20 protein-coding genes and 2 pseudogenes are annotated in these 19,884 nt (G+C 35.0%); 9 read left to right on the plus strand and 13 right to left on the minus strand.

The window, feature by feature from the left end; all coding sequences use genetic code 11:
* Nucleotides 1-64: 64 nt before the first annotated feature.
* The 12 genes and pseudogenes from EG359_RS06615 to EG359_RS06665 form a co-directional block, all read right to left on the minus strand.
* Complete coding sequence (locus EG359_RS06615; RefSeq protein WP_123867288.1) at nt 65-274, minus strand: hypothetical protein; 210 nt, start codon at nt 272-274, stop codon at nt 65-67.
* A gap of 27 nt (nt 275-301) precedes the next feature.
* Nucleotides 302-388: pseudogene (locus EG359_RS22945) on the minus strand (hypothetical protein); the annotation flags it as partial.
* Nucleotides 389-685: 297 nt separating this feature from the next.
* Nucleotides 686-1,831, minus strand: a complete 1,146-nt coding sequence (locus EG359_RS06620; protein WP_076350789.1) for an NADH-dependent flavin oxidoreductase — start codon at nt 1,829-1,831, stop codon at nt 686-688.
* Nucleotides 1,832-1,859: 28 nt separating this feature from the next.
* Entirely contained in the window at nt 1,860-2,603 is a 744-nt protein-coding gene (locus EG359_RS06625) for an SDR family oxidoreductase (protein ID WP_076350787.1), read from the minus strand.
* A gap of 40 nt (nt 2,604-2,643) precedes the next feature.
* Entirely contained in the window at nt 2,644-2,814 is a 171-nt protein-coding gene (locus EG359_RS22950; protein WP_084180292.1) for a putative quinol monooxygenase, read from the minus strand.
* A 127-nt stretch (nt 2,815-2,941) separates the two neighbouring features.
* Complete coding sequence (locus tag EG359_RS06635) at nt 2,942-4,012, minus strand: NADH:flavin oxidoreductase/NADH oxidase (protein WP_076352053.1); 1,071 nt, start codon at nt 4,010-4,012, stop codon at nt 2,942-2,944.
* A gap of 78 nt (nt 4,013-4,090) precedes the next feature.
* Entirely contained in the window at nt 4,091-4,477 is a 387-nt protein-coding gene (locus EG359_RS06640; RefSeq protein ID WP_076350785.1) for a nuclear transport factor 2 family protein, read from the minus strand.
* The gene (locus EG359_RS06645) at nt 4,477-5,037 is read right to left on the minus strand and encodes a nuclear transport factor 2 family protein (protein WP_076350783.1); all 561 of its coding nucleotides are present in this window, start codon (nt 5,035-5,037) and stop codon (nt 4,477-4,479) included. Before EG359_RS06645 ends, EG359_RS06640 begins: the two co-directional genes overlap by 1 nt.
* Before the next feature lie 285 nt (nt 5,038-5,322).
* Complete coding sequence (locus EG359_RS06650) at nt 5,323-5,958, minus strand: SDR family oxidoreductase (RefSeq protein ID WP_076350781.1); 636 nt, start codon at nt 5,956-5,958, stop codon at nt 5,323-5,325.
* Nucleotides 5,959-5,981: 23 nt separating this feature from the next.
* Entirely contained in the window at nt 5,982-6,842 is an 861-nt protein-coding gene (locus EG359_RS06655) for an AraC family transcriptional regulator (protein ID WP_076350779.1), read from the minus strand.
* Between the two features lie 809 nt (nt 6,843-7,651).
* Nucleotides 7,652-7,836, minus strand: a pseudogene (locus EG359_RS06660) (DUF2867 domain-containing protein); the annotation flags it as partial.
* On the minus strand, nt 7,826-8,116 hold the full coding sequence (locus EG359_RS06665; protein WP_084180261.1) for a GTP cyclohydrolase II: 291 nt from the start codon (nt 8,114-8,116) through the stop codon (nt 7,826-7,828). The gene EG359_RS06665 and the pseudogene EG359_RS06660, both read right to left, overlap by 11 nt.
* A gap of 97 nt (nt 8,117-8,213) precedes the next feature.
* Between EG359_RS06665 and EG359_RS06670 the strand changes: the two genes are divergently transcribed.
* The 9 genes from EG359_RS06670 (at nt 8,214) to EG359_RS06715 (ending at nt 18,919) form a co-directional block, all read left to right on the plus strand.
* On the plus strand, nt 8,214-8,870 hold the full coding sequence (locus tag EG359_RS06670; protein WP_076350777.1) for a hypothetical protein: 657 nt from the start codon (nt 8,214-8,216) through the stop codon (nt 8,868-8,870).
* Between the two features lie 3 nt (nt 8,871-8,873).
* Nucleotides 8,874-10,196: an ABC1 kinase family protein gene (locus EG359_RS06675; protein WP_076350775.1), complete on the plus strand. Its 1,323-nt coding sequence runs from the start codon at nt 8,874-8,876 to the stop codon at nt 10,194-10,196.
* Complete coding sequence (locus EG359_RS06680) at nt 10,197-10,352, plus strand: DUF2256 domain-containing protein (protein WP_076350773.1); 156 nt, start codon at nt 10,197-10,199, stop codon at nt 10,350-10,352.
* Nucleotides 10,304-11,605 carry a DASH family cryptochrome gene (locus tag EG359_RS06685; RefSeq protein WP_076350771.1) on the plus strand — a complete coding sequence of 434 codons (1,302 nt, stop codon included), beginning with the start codon at nt 10,304-10,306 and terminating at the stop codon, nt 11,603-11,605. Before EG359_RS06680 ends, EG359_RS06685 begins: the two co-directional genes overlap by 49 nt.
* Nucleotides 11,593-13,071, plus strand: coding sequence for a cryptochrome/photolyase family protein (locus EG359_RS06690; RefSeq protein ID WP_076350769.1), 1,479 nt, complete (start codon nt 11,593-11,595; stop codon nt 13,069-13,071). The genes EG359_RS06685 and EG359_RS06690 overlap by 13 nt, the downstream gene beginning before the upstream one ends.
* Entirely contained in the window at nt 13,071-13,352 is a 282-nt protein-coding gene (locus tag EG359_RS06695) for a TIGR03643 family protein (RefSeq protein ID WP_076350767.1), read from the plus strand. The genes EG359_RS06690 and EG359_RS06695 overlap by 1 nt, the downstream gene beginning before the upstream one ends.
* 13 nt (nt 13,353-13,365) lie before the next feature.
* Nucleotides 13,366-14,064 carry an SDR family NAD(P)-dependent oxidoreductase gene (locus EG359_RS06700; RefSeq protein ID WP_076350765.1) on the plus strand — a complete coding sequence of 233 codons (699 nt, stop codon included), beginning with the start codon at nt 13,366-13,368 and terminating at the stop codon, nt 14,062-14,064.
* A 36-nt stretch (nt 14,065-14,100) separates the two neighbouring features.
* Complete coding sequence (locus EG359_RS06705) at nt 14,101-14,748, plus strand: MarR family winged helix-turn-helix transcriptional regulator (protein WP_076350763.1); 648 nt, start codon at nt 14,101-14,103, stop codon at nt 14,746-14,748.
* Nucleotides 14,749-15,862: 1,114 nt separating this feature from the next.
* Nucleotides 15,863-18,919, plus strand: coding sequence for a M60 family metallopeptidase (locus EG359_RS06715; protein WP_123867289.1), 3,057 nt, complete (start codon nt 15,863-15,865; stop codon nt 18,917-18,919).
* Between the two features lie 420 nt (nt 18,920-19,339).
* On the opposite strand, the gene EG359_RS06720 is transcribed toward EG359_RS06715, so the two are convergent.
* On the minus strand, nt 19,340-19,858 hold the full coding sequence (locus tag EG359_RS06720; protein ID WP_076352106.1) for a DUF2911 domain-containing protein: 519 nt from the start codon (nt 19,856-19,858) through the stop codon (nt 19,340-19,342).
* Between the last annotated feature and the right edge of the window lie 26 nt (nt 19,859-19,884).

Below are 19,884 nucleotides of genomic sequence, written 5' to 3' on the forward strand. Positions count from 1 at the left end.
AACAGCTAATATTGACCATTTTTGTATAATTTGATACTAAATTTACATCTGCAAGATCTGAGTATCATATTGAGTTATATCTTTTTTGAGATTTGATTAATTGAGAAACTGTTAGAATTCCAAATAACATAACTACAATGTAAGCAGCATAGGAAACAATTTCGCCTTGTCTACCATTTTCTTTAGAAACTACTTCAACAAATAATCCTGTGTTATCCTTATAACCCAGCATCCAATGTAATGAGTTCCATGCAAAATGTAACCCTGTAGACAAGGCTATATTTCCAGTCTTTAATGAAGCAATACCCAAAAGTACAGCTCCTAATCCGGCTCCTAATATTGAGTTTTTTAATGTTGAACCACCAATTATATGCTCTGCAATAAATATTTCATTATTTCTTCATCCAAGGATAAAAGATACGCAAAGCCAACTAAAGATTTATTATTCCAAGGCTGATTGTTATTAATTTTTAAAGTTAAATTACATAATCAAAAAGGAAAGGAAATTGTTGATATAAATGAAGCTTGTAACTCTTGTTTAATTTGGTTCAAACGAACCAAATCATCGATAAAAGTGTTTGAAGATAATCCCGTCTTGGTCACCAAAAGCCAAATGGCGCCAACTTAAGACAGTTGGCGTCATTTTTTATTACTTTGATAACAGAATAAGGCAGATTAATGTTTTTTAAAGTGTTTTAGACTCCAATGGAACCCAACCTTCTAATGCTTCAAATATTGTCATCATTTTCAAGGGAATTTTTTTGTCTTCCACCGTATCAAGTTTAAGGTTTGAAACAATTTTTTCTTCTTCCCCACTTTCAACCAATTCCATCCAATCCGGATTGATAACCAAGGTTCTGCCTATTGCCACCATAGAAACACCATATTCTAAAACCTGATTTGCCATTGCAGGTGTTGTAATACCTCCGGCAACAAGAACAGGAACTCTGTTGTTTACATAATTGTTGAGTACAACTGATATTGGCTCATCTGAAAATTCTGAATCAATTGGTTTTTGATTGACAGCATCCAGCAAAGAGAAATGTAGATAATCAATCTTTTCTTCAATCAACTTATCAATTAAAATGAAAGTATCTTGAAGTCCATAGGTTTGTTGAGGTATTTCTTCAGGCGAGATTCTGTAACCAATTAAGAACGGACGATCAACATATTCTAAAACTACTTTTTTAACTTCTCGAACAATTTCAAGGCTAAGTCTCAAACGATTTTCAAGAGAACCTCCCCATTGGTCATTTCTTTTATTGAAAAAAGGGGATATGAAATTCTGAAGTAAAAACCCGTGAGCTCCGTGAATCTCAACACCATCAAAACCTGCTTCGATCGCTCTTTTGGTAGTTTCTCCAAATGCTTTGATGATCTCCAGAATCTCATTTTCATTCAATTCTTTCGGAAGATTTTCTTTATCAGAAAGCAGTATTGGCCCACTTGAAACAGCACTTGCACTTACCACTTCGCCATTGGGAATCAGACTAGGAATTGCTTTATTTCCTGCGTGAAACATCTGTAGAATTGCGGAAGCTCCACCACTTTGGGCTGCTTTGGCCAGCTTCTTCAGACTTGGAAGAAAAGTATCGTCGTATCCTGCAAATTCATTCGTAAAACCAATACCATTTGCTGTAACGTGGGTAGATCCTGTAATCACCAATCCTACCCCATTAACTCTTTTATGATAGTATTCGACTTCTTCATTGGAAATGGTAAAATCTTCATTCGATGCCCAAGTGGTCATGGGTGCCATTACCAATCGATTTTTTAAACTAATTCCTTTGTCAAATGCTAAGGGAGAAAATAGCTTATTATATTTATTCATTACTTAAAAATTCTTTTTTTATTAAATATTACCAGTCTTGCAAAGTTGGGCTGATAACAATATCATTCACGTTGACATTATCAGGTTGATCAAATGCAAATAACACAGCATTAGCAATGTCTTCAGGTTCAATAGCCTGCTTGTTCAGCTCTGCCGCGATTTCCGCCCCTTCCTTATTGGTCACTTTATCTGCCCATCCAGTGTTAATCACTCCCGGACTTATCAAGCTTATCTTAATTCCTTTATGAACAGAAACTTCTTTTCTTAAACTTTCGGTAATTGCCCGAACGAAAAATTTAGTCCCGTGATAGATACCTGCACCGACGTCGATATTGATTCCTGCCACAGAGCCCATATTGACAATATGACCGGATTTCTGCTCCAACATTTTAGGAAGAACTGCTGCAATTGCATTCAGATAACCTTTGATATTGGTATCAATCATTGCATTCCACTCATCAATCGCGACGTCTTTCCATTGTGAAAATAACATCAGACCAGCATTGTTAACCAAGTTATCTATCCTTCCAAATTTCTCAATGGCAAAATCAACCATCGTTTTCATTTGCTCAATATCTGTTACATCGGCAACAAAGATCTCAGCTTTACCCCCTCCATCTTGAATCTGTTGTTTAACTTTCCCTATTTTATCATCAGCTCTGGATACCAAAACAATACTGGTTCCGGCTTTGGCTAATTTTAATGCTGTTGCAGCACCAATTCCTGAAGATGCCCCAGTAATAATGGTGACTGACTCTTTTAATTTTTTCATATTTCTAAATTTTATAAACGATTATAAATTCGACTCAGAATTATTTGGATCGATAAATAATCGGTTGCTCTTGTAATTTATCAAATGATGCAAAAAACTCCTTTGAATATGATTGCTCATTATGGAGATCTAAGCCATCTACACTTTCCCATTTTTCATTAAGGATAAAAGTATTTTCATCATCAATACTCTGGTGGACATCATATTCGATGCAGGCCTCTTCTTTCTTAGATAATTCCTGGAGACTGTATAGAAGGTCTTTTTATCTCTTGCACATGCTCAGGCTTTGCCTTTACGACAACGGTTAAATAAATATTCATAAAATTTGTTTTTTGATGTTAAAAGGCAAGCTCGTAAGGTTTCGGAACAGGAACTTCCGAACGAAGCTGTTTTGCAGCGTCTAAAGGAAAATAAGGATTTCGTAAAAGTTCTCGACCTATGAAAATAAGATCAGCATCTCCATTGGTCAAGATCGTTTCGGCTTGATGTGCGCTGGTTATCATACCGACTGTTCCCACTAATAATTGGTTTTTCAACTCACGTTTAATCTTACTTGCAAATGGTAATTGATAACCTGAGCCTACTGTAATTTTAGCATTCGGAACGGTGCCTCCGGAAGAAACATCAACAATGTCAATTCCCTTCCCTGCTAATTTTTTGCTTAACCAAACTGAATCATCAATGTTCCAGCCATCTTCCATCCAGTCTGTAGCCGAAATACGAACAGCAATTGGAAGTTCAGAAGGCCATACTGCTTTTACTTTATCTATGATTTCAAATAAAAATCTTGTTCTGTTTTCAATACTTCCGCCATAGTGATCGGTTCTTTTGTTTGGAATGGGCGATAAAAACTCATTGATCAGATAACCGTGCGCACTGTGAATTTCGACCATTTCAAAACCAGCCTTTAACGCTCTCGCGGCAGCATCCGCAAAGGCTTGTTGAAGTTCTTCAATATCTTCCAAAGTCATTTCGCGGGGTGTTTGCATTGTTGGAGAAAATGCAATAGCAGAAGGTGCAATCACTTCCCACCCATTTTCTTCATCGGGCATTAACGGGCTGCTCTCACGTCCTGAAGTCCACGTACTTCCTTTTCTACCGGCATGCGCCAATTGAATTGCAGGAACAGATCCGGTACTTTTTATAAATGACGTGATCTTGGTAAGCATTTCAATATGTTCGTCTTTCCAGATTCCCAAATCTCCAACACCAATACGTCCGTCAGCTCTAATAGCTGTTGCTTCCAGCATTACTGCACCTGCGCCTCCCATTGCTCTCGAACCATAATGAATCAAGTGCCAATCACTTGTAAAGCCATCTTCGGCCATGTACATACACATTGGAGAAGTGATAATCCTATTTCTAAACGTAACTGATTTAACCGCTAACGGACTGAATAATTTTGACATTTTATTTTTTTTGACACAAAAGTTCCCACTGGAAGCCATATGAAGCTCCCAGTAAAACTTTTACAGAATGATTTTTAATTATTTATCGTAGAGATGAAAAAGTTTTGCAACAACTTTCCAAGCTCCATCAATTTTGATCAATGAATGGAAATCTGTAAAATTTTCATCGGCAGCATCATGTTCCATTTCGATACGAACAACTGCTGTAGTGGGTGTTTTGTGTAAAACCGTAAGATTGGTTTTGATATTGGGCGCCGCGCCAAATTTCTCCACATAGGTGTACAGATTATCTATACTTCCTTGCGACAGATCACTTCCTAAATGACCATACATGATCGCATCCTTGTGAAAGGTCTTTTTTAATTCTGCTACGTTTCCTGTTTTTAATCCGTGAACATAGCCTTCCATTGCCGCTAAGACATCTTCATAATCCTGAACGGTGTTGATATTTTTATTTGCTGACATTATTTTATGGTTTGATAAATTTTACTGATAATTTTCCAATCGTTACCGTCTTTTACCAGTGTAAACATATCGGCATATTTGTTGGCTCCAAACTGAGATTCGATTCTCACGATTGCTACATCTCCCTCTGCATCTAAAGTTGTCAGTTTGTAATTTGCTTCCATTGGCTCTGCTGCGGAAAATCCGTCAAAAAGCACCTGTATTGGTACACTTTTCAATGCTCCGGCTTCAGACCATGACATAGTTGCAGTCGATGCGAATGCCTGTTTAGCAATATTGCCATCGCCTTTTCTTCCTGCTTCCACATATAAATCTATTGGCTTTAGGATAGCTTCTTTTTGTTCTTGATTGTTTTGCATAACTTCTGTTTTATTATTTTGATTGTTTTTACCTTGACATGAAATTAATAATCCTCCAACGGTAAAGGCTGAGATAATTGCTACCGTTGGTATTGAAGAAAATATCATTTTCGATATTTTTCCGATGTTTTGCCTTAACCCATCTGGATTAGAATTTGCGGAACCAGAATTCATATTTTTTTGTTCTTGAATGTTTTTCATAAATCATCTTGTTTACCCGAATGTTATAATTTTTATAAGCATATATTACTGTCTTGTCAGACAGAATAATTAAGCTCTTTTTCTATAACAAAGGTACGATGACGAAAATGTGACAGCTTTTCTAATTAGCTCAAATATTTTGACTAATTAGTCCTTTTCAGAAGTGAAAAATTGAGCAGTATAATGTTGAAGTTTCTCCATTAATAAGATTCAAAAATTAATGGGAAAAGTGAAGATTAAGTAAGATAGGAAGACAATATATTCAGTTAATTGAATACAGCCTTTTTATCCAAGTTGATTAAGTGCTTCATCAATCGGTGTATTTCCATCATGCATCAAAATAACCTTACCAATTGTTGAATTATTTTCCAATACTGCGACAAGGGTATCAACAACATTAGCAATAGAATTAGTTCCCGGGCTAGTAACATTGGTCTCTATTTTTCCTGTTCCTTGCTCTTCTTTAAGTCCTCCGGGTTGCAAAATAGTATAATCGAGATCAGTTTGGGTTGTGAGGTAGCGATCAGCGTAATGTTTAGCAATATTATAATCTGTAAGATCACTGAGGAAAGATTCATTCCAGCGTTCGGGTTGCAATGCAAAAACTGAGCTCAGCATAATATAACGTTTAACCCCAGCTTTTTCTGCGGCTTGCATGGTTTTAATTGCTCCATGTAAATCTATCAGTAAAAGATTTTTCCCACGCGATCCAGAAACAAAATAAACCGCATCAGCACCGCTCATACTTTCTGCAAGCATATCTACATCGCTGAGCAAATCAATATAAACCTGCTCAATATTATATGCGTTATTTGCTGAATTTGGATTTCTTGAGCCTGCCAAAACCTGATGTTGAGTAGCTAGCTTATTTACTAAAAGAGATCCGACTCTACCATTTGCTCCAATAACCAATACTTTCATACATTTAATTTTAAAATGATTTGTTAACGGGATATGCTTGGTGCCTGTCCATGAAATTCTTTATATATTCTTGAAAAATGAGAGACATTTTCAAATCCTAAGGAATAACAAATATCTGAGACCGACAAAGATGTTGTTTCCAGCATTTCTTTTGCCTTCTCCAATCTCTTTTCTCTGATCCAGGTTGCTGGTGCAACATTGTAGATATTCTGAAAATCTCTCTTAAAACTTGACAAGCTTCTGCCTGAAAGATAAGCCAGTTCAGCAACGGAAACCGGTGAAGCATAATGCTGTTCCACCACGTTACGGATATCGGTTCGTATAGGCTCATGTAATTGTAGGATTTGTAAAAACATATTCCGGTTACATTCCGCAACATCGTATAATAATTCCATAATCTTTAAGCGAAGCTGTCCTGGATGAACCACAGAATGATCAAAAAAATAGGGCTTCATGGAATGGGCAAATGCAACCAAACATTCATTCATTGGATATGGTCGTGTTTTGATCTCACCTTCAGGTTTAGACACCTTGATCTCTGAAGTTGACAGAAATGATTTCAAAAGATCATCCTTGATGCTAAACATTAAGCTATCGTAGATATTATCATTTTCAGTATTTCCAAATTTATGATACTTTACTGCAGTAGCTTTCTTTAGCAAAATCATATCATTTTTGCCCACTGTATATTCCTGCTTTCCATAGGTAAGAACAACCGTTCCCTCAAGAACAATAAGAAGTAAATGCTGTTCCAGATACATAGTACCTCTAACTTCTGTACTATGTATACATTGCTCAATTAAAGTACAACCATCAAGTTCTAAGGTATTCTGAGGTGTATCAAGACCTATCAGAGAAGTCGGGAACTTTATCATTTTTTTCATTTACTTACTTTTTAAATATCTACTTTAATTATTTTATGACTAAATGGTAAGTTACCTAATGAGCATGAATTCTAAGATAATGAATTCTATAAAAGTAGCCACATATTCAAATTTACAGTATACAAATTTATGTATTCTGTAAAAAACGAACTATCCTTTTTAGTTCAAAAAACTTTACTAATTAGTTCAGATCATATGATATATTGTAGAAAGTGAATCACAATATTTCAACTCTTTTCTCATCTAATATTTTGATCACCAACCGATATTTTATCAATCGTTAAGATATAAAACAATTATTCTAGCAAATCAAACTGACTTATAAGACAAAATCTTCCGGAAATGTGTTTGAATAGCATCTTTTTAAGAATATATGTAAAGATAATATTCATATACTGCTCATTTTCAACCACATAACTCTACGATATTTTCTATATCAGTAAAAAAGGAGTGTGGATAGCGTCCTGTCAAGTTCACAAACAACCAAATGGCTCAGCTTAATCCAAATTGAGCCATTTTTTTTATTCCAAAATAAGCCAGATTAGGATTTTTATTGTTTTAGTGAATCTATTGTAAGAAAATAAGAAATGGCAGTAATATGTGGACAGAAAAAAATAAAATCCGTTTCATTTAAGTATATCATAACTAAAGAATAGGAACTATACACTTTTCTGCACCAATTAGATGATATTCTTAAAAGTCTTTATTTAATTCGGGATGATAATTTACCTTCAATAACACGATCATAAAGGACTTTGCTAAAAGCTACGTTTCCTGTGTTCAAAAGATTTTTTATGAATTAAACTCATTTAATGGTCCGCAGCCAATTTTATCAACATTCCTTTAAAAATCAATCCGTGAAAAGGCAATACAGAATGCCAATATAATCTTCCCCACAATCCTTTTGGCCGGAAACTGCTTTCTGCCAAAGCTTTCCTTTGCATAATTTGAACATCAGCCACGCCTCTCCAGGCAGTTTCATTTCAGCTAATATTTCTGCCTTCCTGTCTTAGAAAAATAATCATTCTTCCTTTTTCAGACATAAATTTCACTGCCGCATCCAGTTGTTGTCCGCATTCACATTTCCTCGAATGGAAAACTTCTCCGGTAATGCACTCCGAATGGAAACGTACATTAACAACTTCATTAAAATCTGTTTTTTCAGCCACCAAAACCAAATGTGGACACCGGTCATTTTCATTTTCAGAAAATGAATAGACGGTAAACATTCCAAAATCGGTCGGAACATTAGATTGAGCCTGTATTGTAAGCATTAGTTATATTTTGAATCAATGCGATAGTATAAATTTATACTTCATTTATAAAATTAGTAAAATTAATTACTAAATTTGTTAATAAATAAAATCCATAATGGAACAAAAAAATATAATTACAGAAGATAAAATATTTGAATTGTATGGTGACTACGTTTTGAATCACGGCGAAAGACCAAAAAATATTTACCGCTTCGCAAAAGACAATGAGTTCGAAGAAAAAGACTTTTACAATTACTTTTCAAGCTTTGAACAGATAGAGAAATCAATATTGGTGAATCTTTTTGATAAATCTGTAGAGTTAGCTTCGGAAGTTAACAATTTTGATGAAATTACTTCAAAAGAAAAACTTTTGAATGTCTATTTTATCTTTTTTGAAAATATGACGATGAACCGTTCTTTGGTTCTGATGATCTTGGGGAATGACAAATTACACTTGGCAAAAATTTCAAATCAACTTAAGGAAACGCATCGACAATTCATCAAAACTCTTGATTTTAATGATTGGGAAATGATTCAAAAAGCGAAAGATGATGTGAAAAATTTCCACGAAAAAGCTCGTGAAGAAGCGTTGTGGATTCATTTGGTTTCCGCCATCGAATTTTGGAAAAAAGATACATCTCCATCATTCGAAAAGACGGATATATTTATCGAAAAAACAATTGATACAGGATTTGAGCTGATGGATAACGAACCTTTGAGAAAAGTAGTTGACCTCGGAAAGTTTTTATTTAAAGAAAAATTTAAAAAATAGCAGATGAAAACACTCAATAAAATACCAACAGGAAAGCTGGAACGAACGAGCAGCTTGCTGAAGGCAGGAGCAAAAGTCGGTGTTAATTACATTAAATATTACGGAAATAAAATCACAAAAAATAAAGATGAGGACGAAGCGAGAAAAGCTTTGAATGAAAACAACGCAACCGACATTTATGATTCTCTGAAAGAACTGAAAGGCTCAGCCTTGAAAGTTGCCCAAATGTTAAGCATGGAGAAAAACATTCTTCCGCAGGCTTATGTTGAAAAATTTTCTTTGTCGCAATTTTCTGTTCCGCCGCTTTCGGGAGCCCTGTTAAAGAAAACTTTTAGAAAATATTTCGGAAAAAATCCGGAGGATCTATTTGATGAATTCACGAATGAATCCGTTAACGCGGCAAGTATCGGACAGGTTCATAAAGCGAAAAAAGATGGTCAAAATTTTGCCGTAAAAATTCAATATCCCGGTGTGAGAGAAAGCATTTCAAGTGATTTGAAAATGGTAAAACCTATTGCGATGAAAATGTTTAATATCCAGAAAGAAGGTTCAGAATCTTATTTTCAGGAAGTAGAAAATAAATTGTTTGAGGAAACAGATTATGATCTTGAACTGAAAAGAAGTCAGGAAATTTCTAAAAAATGCAGTCATCTTTCGAATTTAGATTTTCCAAAATATTATCCTGAATTATCTTGCGAAAGAATCATCACAATGGATTGGATGAACGGAAAACATTTCTCGGAATTCACAAAATTGAAAAATTCTCAGGAAGATTTGAACAAAATCGGACAGGCACTCTGGGATTTCTATATGTACCAGATGCACGTCCTAAAACAGGTTCACGCAGACCCACATCCAGGCAATTTCCTGGTTTCAGAAGATAAAAAACTGCTCGTGATTGATTTCGGATGTATCAAAGAAATCCCGAATGACTTTTATAAACCCTATTTTGAGTTGGCTCAACTTGAGAATCTGAATAATCCTGAATTTTACAAAGAAAAATTATACGATCTGGAGATTTTGAGTTCTAATGATTCTGCTAAAGAACAGGAATTTTTCACCAAATTATTCTACGAATTGCTGGAATTGTTCACAAGACCTTTTAACGCAGAAATTTTTGATTTTTCTGATGAATCGTTCTTTCAGGAAATTGCAGATCTGGGTCAGAAATACGCCAAAATCAGCGATATGAAAGGAATGAATACCAACAGAGGTTCGAAACATTTTATTTATCTGAACCGTACATTTTTTGGTTTGTATAATATGATGCACGATTTGAAAGCCAAAAATGTCGTAATCAATCAGTACAAAAATTTTAACCAATAAATGCCAGCCAACTTACCTTCAAAGATTTGTGAAGTCTGCGGACTGCCATTCAACTGGCGGAAAAAGTGGAAGAAAAACTGGGACGAAGTAAAATATTGCAGCGAAAAATGCCGGAAAAACAAAAAATCAACCTCCTCTGGTTCGGAAATAATTTAAGAATCAGAGACAATGAATCACTTTTCAACGTGATGCAAGAACATTTACCTTTTCTTGCAGTGTATATTTTTGACAAAACTTTTTTCAATTCGACACAACTTAGTTTTAAGAAAATTGGAAAATTTCGGGCTCAATTTTTGTTGCAAACTGTTTCGGATTTGGAAAATAATTTAAAAGAAAAGAAGATTCCGTTTCTTAAAAAATTGGGTAAGACCGAAGATATTTTTAAGCAGATTTCTAAAGATTTTCAGGTTGAAAAAATATTCTGTCAGAGAGAATGGACAAAGGAAGAAATTGAATTGGAAAATCAAATCAAAACCATCTTTCCTGATGTACAATGGATAAAATCTTATTCTCAACTTTTGCTTGAACCAGATTTCGTTAAAGAACGATTAGATAAAATTCCTCTACTGTTTACTACATTCAGACAAAAAATAGAGAAAGATTTTAAAATCAGAAATGAATTTAATGCTGAACATATCGTATACACTAAATCCATTTTAAATTTAAAAATAAACAGCGACGATTTTACATTTAAGACTTTAGGTTTTGATGATTTTGAAATGCATCAATCTTCTGCTTTTCCATTTTCGGGTGGTGAAACTGAAGTATTTCAACGATTGAATCATTACTTTTTTGAAACTAGAAATCTAAGTTGTTATAAAGATACAAGAAATGGTTTAATTGATAAAGACTATAGCAGCAAATTTTCAGCGTGGCTTGCCAACGGAAGTCTGTCTGCAGTATCTATTTTCCACGAAATCAATAAATATGAGGATGAATTTGGAAGTAACGAATCGACGTATTGGCTTATTTTTGAATTGCTTTGGAGAGACTTTTTCAAATTTACTTCAATGCAGTTTCGGGATAAAATATTTCAGCAAAATGGAATTTCAGAACGGAAATACGAATGGAAATATGATCAAAGTTTAATTAACCAATGGATCAATGGCGAGACAGATTCTGATTTTATCAACGCCAATATGCTGGAAATTAAAAACACTGGCTGGATGAGCAACCGTGGACGACAAAACGCAGCTTCCTATTTCTGCAAAATCCTGAAGCAGGATTGGAGACTGGGTGCAGCTTATTTTGAGGAAATGCTCATCGATTACGATGTTCACAGCAATTATGGAAACTGGATGTATCTCGCCGGCGTTGGAAATGACCCGAGAAGCAGAACTTTCAATGCTGAAAAACAGGCTGAACAATATGATTCGGATCGAAAATTCAGAAATTTATGGCTAAAGTAGCATCTTCAACGGTGCAATTGATATTTCCGCATCAGCTTTTTAAAGACACGGATTATCTGGATAAAAATCAACCTGTTTTTTTGGTGGAAGAGTTTCTGTTTTTTAAACAATACAAATTTCACAAACAGAAAATTGCCTTTCATAGGGCGACTATGAAGTTTTATGAGGAATTTTTGACCAAAGAAAAATTCAAGGTGGAATATATTGAAAGTACTTCCCCACTTTCTGATGTTCGAAATTTAGTGAAGCATTTAGAAAAACTAAATTTTGACAAAATTCTCATCACAGATGTTTGCGATAATTGGCTTGAAAAGAGAATCAAAGAAACGAAATTGGAATTAGAGATTCTCGAAAGTCCTTTATTCATCAATACCCGGGAAGATCTGAAAGACTATTTTGAAGATAAAAAATTGTATCATCAAACCGATTTTTACAAACAACAGAGAATTTCCCGAAATACTCTTATGAAAGCAGGAAAACCAATCGGCGGAAAGTGGACTTTCGATACAGAAAACAGAAAGAAATATCCTAAAAATAAAAAAGCGCCATCGGTTCACTTTCCCGAAAACAGCAAATATTTTGAGGAAGCAAAAATTTATACCGAGAAAAACTTCAGTGAAAATTATGGCAATTTAACGTCATATCAGCTTTATCCGGTTTCTTTTGAAGAAGCAGAAAACTGGTTGAATCAGTTTCTGGAGCTTCGATTCGCAGATTTTGGAATCTATGAAGACAGCATCGTGGAGCGTGAACATTTTCTGCATCACAGCGTGCTTTCGCCATTGTTAAACATTGGACTTTTAACTGCAGAAAACGTTTTGAGAGAAGCCATTGGATATGCGAACGAATATAAAATCCCTATCAATTCTCTTGAAGGATTTGTGCGGCAGATTTTGGGTTGGAGAGAATTTGTGAGAGGGATTTACCTTTATCAGGGAACTTATCAGCGAAATAAAAATTATTGGAAACATCAAAATCCGCTTCCCGAATCTTTTTATACAGGGAGGACTGAAATTAAACCAATTGACAGCACAATTTTGAAGGTCCTGGAAACTGGTTATGCACATCACATCGAACGATTAATGATTTTCGCCAACTTTATGAATCTGTTGAAACTTAATCCAGACGACGTTTACCAATGGTTTATGGAAATGTTCATCGATTCTTACGATTGGGTAATGGTTCCTAATGTTTATGGGATGAGCAGCTTTTCTGACGGAGGAAAAATGAGTACAAAACCGTACATCAGCGGAAGCAATTACATCAAAAAGATGAGCGATTACTCTGATGACGACTGGACGGAAAAATGGGATGCCCTCTTTTGGAATTTTGTGAATGATAACAAAGAATTTTTCAAAACAAATCCGAGATTGGGAATGATGTTGCGAACTTTGGATAAAATGACGGATGAGAAAAAATCTGAACACTTTAAAATCGCCCGGCACACGATTAAAAATTTAAAATAATGGTGAAAGAATTTAATGTAATACAAACAGACCGCATCATTGAAATGGCTTGGGAAGACAGAACGCCGTTTGAAGCGATAGCATTTCAGTTTGGAATTTCAGAATCTGAAGTGATTAAATTGATGAGAAAAGAACTGAAACCATCAAGTTTTCGGCTTTGGAGAAAAAGAGTGAATTCTGGAGTAAGCCAGAAACATCTGATGAAAAGAAATCCTGAAATTGATAGGTTTAAATGTAAAAGACAGCGTACGATAAGTCATAATAGAATTTCGAAACGATAAAAAACAGAATAAAATGAAAAACATAGTCATTATCGGTTGCGGACAGGGAATTGGATTTGCTGCTGCAAAAATATTATCAGAAAATCATTACGTTATTGGTATTTCAAGAACCGAAAATCCTGAAATTGAAAATTTAAATATTGAATTTCATCCAATAGATATCCTTTCGGGGAATTTGGATGAAATTATATTCCCTGAAGTTATTGACGGATTGGTTTATGCGCCGGGAAGTATTAATTTAAAACCATTTAACCGGCTTTCGATTGAAGATTTCAAGAATGATTTTGAAATCAATGTTTTGGGTGCTGTCAAAACGATTCAGAAACTGTTGCCTAATTTGAAGAAGTCGGAAACTGCTTCTGTTGTATTGTTCAGTTCGGTGGCGGCAAAGCTGGGAATGCCTTTTCACGCCTCAATTTCTGCAAGTAAAAGTGCTGTTGAAGGTTTGACGAAAAGTATGGCCGCAGAATTTTCTCCTCAGAAAATCAGAGTGAATGCCATCGCTCCCTCTTTAACGGATACTAATTTAGCTTCACCACTTCTGTCAACACCTGAAAAACGGGAAGCTTCAGGAAGAAGACATCCATTACAAAGAGTTGGAAGAGCCGACGAAATTGCAAAAATGGTTGCGTTTCTTTTATCTAATAATTCAGCTTGGATCACAGGACAGATCATTGGAATTGACGGAGGAATGAGCAACATCAAATTGTAATCATTCCCAAAAACTAATATCTTTACCAAAATTATTATGCAAACCGACTTTTTCATAGACCTGCTCCATCAAGTGAAAGAATTTGAACATTCTGACGCCTGCAAATCCAACTCTACCGTTGATGATTTCCGCGTGTGGATGAATGATAAAAAATATGCTGATGAAAGTCCGACCAAGCTTTTTAAAAATGAAAATCATCAGGTTTCATTTACCGAAAATGAAATTTGCAAACAGGTTCTCTTATTAGGACGATATTCTAAATTACTGATCAGAAAAGGTTTGGGAGATTTCCCTGAATTAGCGAATGAAGAATTTACCTACCTGTACCGCTTAAAAGACGAACCTTTTTTAACGAAAATTCAATTGATCGAAAAAAACGGTCACGAGAAACAAACCGGAACTCAAATCATCAAAAGACTTTTGGAAGCAGGATTTTTGGAGGAGAAAAATGATAAAGACGATAAGCGAAGTAAACGACTAAATTTGACTAAAAAAGGCGAAGAAATTTTCCACACCTCGGTTTCTAATGTCAACTTAATCTCAAAAATTTTATCCGGAAAGCTTGATAAAGTTGAGAAGAATGAATTTCTTAGGATTTTGAAAAAACTTAATGAATTTCATTATCATATTTATGTTGATTATAAGAATTCAAACATCAATCAGATATCAGAATTTTTTCAATAAAAACATACATCAAATCTTATTAACGGATTTAGGAATTCCATTTTAATTGACTTAATCGAACCAAATCATCAACAAAAGTGTTTGAAGATACGCTCGTCTTGTCACTTAAGGAGACAACTATTTGATAGCTGCCTCTCTTTTTTATACATAAAAACCTCTATATCAAACTTTTACAGTCTGATATTTTATGGTTTGAATTTTTTGATGTGAAATCCCTAGTCCATCTGAAACAGACGACAAAATTTGCGAACCAAATTACAGATCCTTTTCGATGAAGATCTTGAACTTAGGTTTAAAAAACTGATTTAATAAAAACGAAAATAACTGACCTATTTCCCAACTAATTTAGTAATACTTAATAATAATGTGAAAATTAGAGATTATCGTAGTGTATTGTTCTTACTTGAAAAATTTGATAAAAGTCAAAAAAAAAAACAATTTCTCTCTTAAAGTTTTATATCGCCTACCATCTTTAATCATACCTTTTAATTTTCTTTTTTAGTACTTCTTTAAAATTCATTAGAATCATTGTCACATTTTGTGAAATAAAATCTCCTCATTTAGCAAATATTTCATGGATTAACACATTATGAAATTTAACATACTGATCTATAGCTACATATAATCAAGTAGTACATTAATAGTATATTGTTTTTTTTTGATTCTTCTTATAATTAAGTTTTTTTGCTTCATAATTTAAGAATAATGAACTTTTAAAGATGTCCATCTTGGAAAACTAATTCAGAATGAGTAAAAGAGCTATCAATAGATCCTGCTAGAATCTGTAAATTTTTAAAAATTACAGATGAGGAAATAAAAAAAATGTATGAAGTCAAAAGCTTAGATACCTAAATTTTACTTCGCTGGAGCAAGCTGCTAGAGTATGATTTTTTCAGACTATACTTACATATTATTGCTTGGTGGCAATATATTAATATCCAATTTATTTCCCACATCTCCTATTGGTAAAAACATGTGAAAGTTTAATCCAAACAACGACTTTCACACCAGTTTCACACACTTCAATTGCTGGTATATTACGGGGCCGCTCACGAAAAGTAAAAAAAACGGGTTAAGGATAAAATCTATCAACCTTAATAAATAAAATAACTATATGAAAAAATTATTATTGAATTTCTTTATTTTATGGGGAACGCTTGTATTTTCACAGCTTTATCAGGTTCCCGTCTATTCAAGTTCATCTTTGCAACCGGCACAGTCAGGGAATAAAGTTACAAATCTGCTTGACGGTGATAATACCACGATTTATCATTCGAAATGGTCTCAGAGCGGTATTCCGGATGAGCTTAAATTTTATTTTACCTCGAATGTCACCAGCATTAAAAAGCTGGTTTACACTCCCAGACAATCCGGGAAAAACGGTATGTGGACCAATGTAAGTATTTCCTACAGTACACAGGGGGCTCCCAATACTTTCATCTCGGTAAGCAATAATTTAATTTGGGCATCCAACGCTCAGGATAAAGAAGTTGTTTTTCCAACAGCTATCCAGAACCCTTACATGATTAAAATTTCAGTAAACGCTGGCATTGAAAACTTATCGAGCGGAGCGGAGATGAAATTCTTTTCTGAAACACAACCTGCGATTACTGACGGTATAGACTGTAGCATCAATACGTCAGAATTAAGTATAAATGACACGAAAGCTACCATCATCCCTTCAGGAACAACCGCATCATCTTACCAGTGGGGAGACAATATCGATAAATCTTATGATAATGATGTAAATACGGTGTACCACTCTTCGTTCAACAATCCTACTTTTCCGGTGGTATTAAATTACAGATTAGACGGGGTCACTCCTATTGATTATCTGAAATATACGCCTAGATCCAGCGGGGAATATGGTCGGTTTGGAAGCGTGAACATAAGTTACAATACTACTGCAAACAGTACGTTTGTTAACCTGATGTCATTTGATTTTCAGCATTCTTTTTCTCCTATCAGTGTCTACTTTCCCAACCAGATAACTCCTTTAAATGTAAGAATTACCGTAAACAATAGCCAGGAAAATATTGCTAGCTGTGCCGAAATGGGCTTTTATACAGTAGGCTCTTCAGGAGCTGTAAATCCTTACGACAATATTTTTGCCAACACACTTTACTCAGCATTAAAACCTTCTGTTATTCAGGCAGATATTGATGGGATGGCATCACCGTTCTATAAAGGGCTGGCACAGTGCCTGTTCAATGGAACTTATGCAAATAAATACAGGGTTCAGGATTATAAGGTTTACCCTCCTATTTCTGTTACCACAGGTAATTTAAAGGTGAAAAACGGCTACGACAGTTTTGAAAATCCTACAGGTATGGTCTTTGCACAGGGAGATAAAGTGGCCTTGTTTGCTCAGAATATCCCTTCCGGTGTCAGCATCTCGTTGCAGGTAAAGGATTTTTCTACCGTTCTTCTCGGTACTACCTCCTATTATGAACTTCATAATGGTTTGAATGTATTTCAGCTGACCAACAGTGGTTTAGGATACATCAGTTATTATAATACCAATGCAGCTTTGCCTGATATCAAAATCAATATCGTTTCCGGTAAGGTCAATGGACTATATCATTATCAGACCTCTACGCAAAGTGACTGGGAAACCAATCTTACAAATTCAGCATATCATATGATTGACGTTGTGGGGCAGCATTCTCATTTAGTTTACAAAAAAAGCATGCTGAGAAATCATGCTCCTTTTAATCCTGCAGAGCTTGTTTCAAAATATGACCTTATTGTAAAAAATGAATGGCTTGTGATGGGGTTGTATAAATATAATTTAGTTCCCAAAAACCGTATGTTCGGATATAGTAATAATGAAGGAGGCTGGCATGCTGCCGAACTAGGTATAAATTTGGATTCTGACGGGGGCGAAGAGAAGATAGCTGATGTCAATCAATTGTCTTTATGGGGAATTGCACATGAATTCGGGCATGTCAATCAGATAAGACCGGACGTTAAATGGATTGGCACTACAGAGGTTACTAATAATATGCACAGTACATGGGTAGATTATCATATGAATCCACAAAACGATGGAATGTCTAGGCTAGAAAGAGAGTCTGTAGTACCGACAACAGGAATGGAGAGCATTGAAGGAGGAAGAATAAACGGAGCCATTTTGAATACAACCGTCAATCAGGAAGCTTTACAAGGGAATACCAATCCGGATGTTTTTAAGGTGCTGGTACCTTTCTGGCAACTTGAACTGTATTATCAGCTGGCGGGAGCTTCAAGAAATGCCCCGGTTCTTTCCTTTAACTATCCGACTAACTATACAGGAGTAGATTATGCACACTGGTTTGGAACGGTTGCAAACGTTGCAAGAAGTTATAATTCTTCTGGGATTTCAAATGGTGAACTGCTTCTGAATTTTGTGAAGAATACCTGCGATGCGGTACAGGAAGACTTAACCGGATTCTTTATTAAAACCGGATTTTTAAAGCCTGTAAACAACTATATTGATAATAACGGTATCGGGCAGCTTATCATTACACAAGCTCAAATCGATGCTACCATTGCATCCATACAAGCTAAGAACTATCAGACACCGGTTTCGCCGGTAATACATTATATTTCATCCCGAAGTATTGAGGCTTTCCGTAACCAGCTTCCGCTTAGCGGACAAACAGGTCAGGGAGTTACTTTAAGCAATAATTATCTTACTGTACAGCACAGTGTTTGGAAGAATGCAGTTGCCTATGAAACATTCAATGCCAATAATCAATTGATTTATGTATCTGTTATGGGAACGGGTGATACTAGCAATCAAACTACAAAGGTATACTACCCTTCTACCGCTACAGCTGTTTATGCAGTGGGGTATGATGGACAGAAAATTTTGGTTTATCCTTCTTTTCCCTTGGAAACACTTACTACCACGGAAGCAGAAAACAAAGGTTTTGAATTGATTGTCTATCCTAATCCTGTGGAACAGAATGACACAATTCACATTCAGTTAAAAAATGCATCAGGAAATTACAATGCACAGATTTCCGGTCTGGATGGCAAAGTAATATTCAGTTCAAAGGGAAGTCTTGAAGCTATTGAAAGGGAAATAAATACAGAGGTTCTTAAATATCATACAGGAATTTACTTACTTTCTTTGAAAGATGCAAAAGGTAAGGCCTTTAAAACCGTTAAGATTATTAAAAGATAATTTTAAACATTTTGCAATACACTCACATAACAGCTTTAAAGTCTATTTCGTGAGTGTATTGCTTTTAAAAGCATGAAATCTTTTATAAGAAATTAGATTACGATCTAGTTGCTTGTTCAAAAATATTGAAGTCATATAAAATTCAAAATTATCTATTAGGTTTATTAAAATTCGATCAGTATCGGCAAGAAATTGGTTCGAAGATAATACTGTCAAGGCACTTAAAGAGAGACAACTATTAAATATTCTTCTCTCTTTTTTTACAATAAAATCTCTTTGTCAATCTCTTACAATCTATCGATATTTTAAGCGTAAAATGCTTAGTCTGCTTATTTAAAACAGACTGAAATTGCCTCAATTATCAAAATTGTAAACAAAAAATCCCGGATTAACCGGGATTTTAATTTCTGATATTCAAATTTATTTGATCTCTACAGGAACTGAGATTTTATCCCAATCCATTGTGAATCCATTATTGTTTATTTTATACACTAACGTTTCCTGTGTTGCTGGTAAAGCTTTTGTTTTTACATCAACTCGTAAAGCATCTTTTGCCTGTTCGTATTTATAAGCTCCCCATTGTTTTGGCTCTTTGTTAAAAATCGCTGTCCAGGTTCCGCTTTGTTTAGGGATTAAGAAAAAACTATATTTACCTGCAGGAAGTTTTTTGCCCTGAACGGTAATGTCCTTATCGGTTTCGAAAGTAGTTGCTTCATTGGCACCCGCACGCCAAACTTTATCATAAGCTTCCAGACCACCCCAGATTGTACGCCCTTTTACAGACGGACTGCTGTAGGCAATGGTAATGGTTGCATCTTTAATTTTTCCCGTTGCAGTAGCCGGCGGGCTGGCAGGTTTTTTAGTGTCCTGTGCAAAGGCATTCATGGAGATTGTCATTGCAGCTACAAGTACGGTAGCAGTTTTGATCATTGCTTTCATAATAATATTTTTATTTGATTGTTTAT

The organism is Chryseobacterium joostei, from assembly GCF_003815775.1.
In the GTDB taxonomy this organism is placed as follows: Bacteria; Bacteroidota; Bacteroidia; order Flavobacteriales; family Weeksellaceae; genus Chryseobacterium; species Chryseobacterium joostei.